At 67.2% G+C, this 3,392-nt stretch carries 2 protein-coding genes and 1 pseudogene; all 3 read right to left on the bottom strand.

Going from position 1 to position 3,392, the window contains the following annotated elements:
• The coding region (locus EN781_RS29080) for an alpha-amylase family glycosyl hydrolase (RefSeq protein WP_245492680.1) at positions 1–726 on the bottom strand (726 nt) is incomplete at its 3' end.
• Positions 726–2,741, bottom strand: a complete 2,016-nt coding sequence (gene glgX, locus EN781_RS29075) for a glycogen debranching protein GlgX (protein ID WP_126055817.1) — start codon at positions 2,739–2,741, stop codon at positions 726–728. The genes glgX and EN781_RS29080, both read right to left, overlap by 1 nt.
• A gap of 196 nt (positions 2,742–2,937) precedes the next feature.
• Positions 2,938–3,392, bottom strand: a pseudogene (locus EN781_RS29070) (alpha-D-glucose phosphate-specific phosphoglucomutase); the annotation flags it as partial.

Genomic DNA, 3,392 nt, shown 5'->3' with positions numbered 1-3,392 from the left:
CTCCTGGAAGGCATAGGTGGTGGTGGCGCCGTTGATGCCGGCGACGCTTTCCGCCAGAGGCGGGTTGTCGCGCAGCCAGCGGTCATGGAAATAGTAGTTGACCGTATCCAGCCGAAAGCCGTCGACGCCGCGCTCCAGCCAAAAGCGCACCGTGTCGAGCACCGCGTCCTGAACCTCCGGATTGTGGAAGTTGAGGTCGGGCTGGGCGGCGAGGAAATTGTGCATATAGTACTGCCGGCGAGTGGCATCCCACTCCCAGGCCGGCCCGCCAAACAGCGACAGCCAGTTGTTGGGCGCATTGCCGTCGGCCTTGGCATCGGCCCAGACGTACCAGTCGGCCTTCGGGTTGTCGCGGCTGGCGCGGCTCTCGACGAACCATTCATGCTTGTCGGACGAGTGCGAGATCACCTGGTCGATGACGACCTTCAGGCCGAGCCGGTGCGTCTCGGCGATCAGTGCATCGAAATCCTCCAGCGTGCCGAACATCGGATCGACGTCACGATAGTCCGACACGTCGTAGCCCATGTCGGCCATGGGCGACTTGAAGAAGGGCGACAGCCAGATGGCGTCGACGCCGAGCGAGGCGACATGCACGAGCCTGGCGGTGATGCCCTTGAGATCGCCGCTGCCGTCGCCCGTCGTGTCCTGGAAGGAGCGCGGATAGATCTGGTAGATGACGCAGCCGCGCCACCAGTCGGACCCGCGCCGCCCATTGCCATCAGTCATCACTTGCCCTTCCCGCTGCGCGCCCGGCCGCCGGCCTTACGCTCGATCATGAATACCACCGTCCGCCCCGGCACCGGCCGCGACGGGTCGACGCCGCCATCCGCCGTCTCGATGGCGGCATGCCAGCCGAACCCCGCCCGTTCCGGCAGCGTGAAGACACATTGACGGCGGTCGCCGTTGAGGATGACGGCGAGACGGCCATCGCCGGCGCTGGCGCCGCCAAGCACCATGGCGAGACGATGCCGCCGCGCATCGTTCCAGTCGGCCTCGCCGAGCGGCGAGCCCGTTTCGGTCAGCCATGCGACGTCGGGATCGTCGGAGCCGGCTTGCGGCTGGCCGCTCAGGAAGCGCGTATCCGCAAGCGCCGGCGCGGCGCGGCGCAGCGCGGCGAGCGCAGCCGCGTACCGCTCCAGCGCCTGATTGCGGCCTGCCCAGTCGAGCCAGGTGATGGCATTGTCCTGCGCATAGGCGTTGTTGTTGCCTCGCTGCGTGCGGCCGAACTCGTCGCCCGCCGTCAGCATGATCGTGCCGCGCGAGGCGAACAGGATGGCAAGCAGCGCGCGCTGATCGCCGAGCCGCGCCTCGGCAATCGAGGCGTCGTCCGTGTCGCCCTCGGCGCCATTGTTCCAGGACAGGTTGTCGCCGTGACCGTCGTGGTTCTGCTCGCCATTGGCCTCGTTGTGCTTTTCCTCATAGGCGACGAGGTCGGCCAGCGTCATGCCGTCATGCGCGGCGATGAAATTGACCGTGCGGCTCGTCGCCAGCGCGGCCCTAGCGAAGACATCGGATGAGCCGGCAAGCCGGGTGGCCAGCGCGCCGATCGTGCCGGCATCGCCGCGCCAGAAGCGCCTGACATCGTCGCGGTAGCGGTCGTTCCATTCGAGGAAGGGTCGGGAAAAATTGCCGAGCTGATAGCCGCCCGGGCCGATGTCCCAGGGTTCTGCGATCAGCACCCGGTCGGCCAGCAACGGGTCGCCGGCGATGGCTTGAAGCAGCGGCGCTTGCGGGTCGAACGTGCCGTCGACGCGGCCGAGCACTGGCGCCAGGTCGAAGCGGAAACCGTCGACGCCGGCAGCGCGGACGAAATGGCGCAGCGTGTCGAGCACCATTTCACGGACGACCGGATGGTCGCAGGCGATGGTGTTGCCGGTGCCGGTGTCGTTGACCAGCCTGCCGTCCGGCTCGTGCCGGTAGTAGGCCTGGGCATCGAGGCCGCGCAGCGACAGCGTCGGACCGAAGCGGTCGCTCTCGCCGGTGTGGTTGAAGACGAGGTCGAGGATCGTGCCGATCCCGGCCTTGCGCAAGGCGGCGACCGTGTCGCGCAATTCGGCCAGGCCGCCCGGCGCCAGGCGCGGATCGAGCGCCATGAAGGTGACGGGATTATAGCCCCAGGCGTTGTGGAGCCCGAGCGGCGGCAGATGCCGCTCGTCGATCGAGGCGGTGATCGGCATCAGTTCGACAGCGGAGACGCCGAGCTTTTGCAGATGCTCGATCACAGCCGGATGGGCGAGCGCGGCGATGGTGCCGCGCTGCGCTTCCGGCACATCGGGATGGAGCTTGGTGAAAGAGCGGACATTGAGTTCGTAGATCAGGCCGCCGGGCTGGAACAGGGGTGGTAGGGCTGGCAGCAGCGGCGGCAAGGCGCATGCCACCGACTTCGGCATCAGCGGCGCGGTGTCGGCGCCTTCGTTGCGCTTGGCGGCAAGCCGCCAGTGGTACTGGTAGGGCCGGTCGATCTCGATCGCATAGGGATCGGCGAGAAGCTTTTCAGGATCGAACCACAGGCCGCGTTCAGGCGCGTAGTCGCCGTCCGCCCGGAAGCCGTAGCGCGCGCCGTCGGAAAGGCCGGAGACGAGGAGCGCGTGCCCGCCCTCGCCTTGCGGCTGGAGTTCGAGCCGGTCGATCTCGTGCGCACCGCTGTCGTCAAAGATCGAGACCCACAGGCGTCTCGCCGACGACGACCAGGCGGCGAAACGGATGCCATCGGGGGAGAAGGTTGCGCCGAGCGAGGTCACGCGCGCGCCTCCCCTTCTCCCCTTGTGGGAGAAGGTGGATCGGCGCGCAGCGCCGAGCCGGATGAGGGGTCTTGGACGGAATGAGGCGTCGGTGATCTGGATGATGGTTTGCGCCAAGCTGTGGCACCCCTCATCCGTCGCCTTCGGCGACACCTTCTCCCACAAGGGGAGAAGGGGGAGCCGCGGAGAACCACCCTCAAGTAATCACGCTCGGCTTGTCGCGGCGGGTGTGGCTCTTGATACCCGCAATATCGTCTGCGGCGGCTATGAGGTCGGCGAGCGCTTCCTGCGTGTCGAGATCGTGCCTTGCCTGATCCGGCTCGTAGCGCTCGATATAGACGCGCAGGGTGGCACCGGAGGTGCCGGTGCCGGAGAGGCGGAAGACGACGCGTGAGCCGCCTTCGAACAGGATCCTGATGCCCTGGTTCTTGCTCACCGAGCCGTCGACCGGATCGTGATAGGCGAAGTCGTCGGCGTTGGCGATTTTCAGGCCGCGCACGCTGGTGCCGGGCAGCGAAGCGAGCTTGGCGCGCAACTCGTCGACCAGTTTGTTGGCGCGCTCGGTCTCGACCTCCTCATAGTCGTGGCGGGAATAGTAGTTGCGGCCGTAAGTCGCCCAGTGCTCGGTGACGATCTGCCTGGCGCTCTCGC

This window comes from Mesorhizobium sp. M4A.F.Ca.ET.090.04.2.1 (assembly GCF_003999085.1).
Taxonomy (GTDB): domain Bacteria; phylum Pseudomonadota; class Alphaproteobacteria; order Rhizobiales; family Rhizobiaceae; genus Mesorhizobium.
The sequence above is the reverse complement of the archived record's forward strand: the minus strand, read 5'-3'. Positions and strand labels throughout refer to the sequence as shown.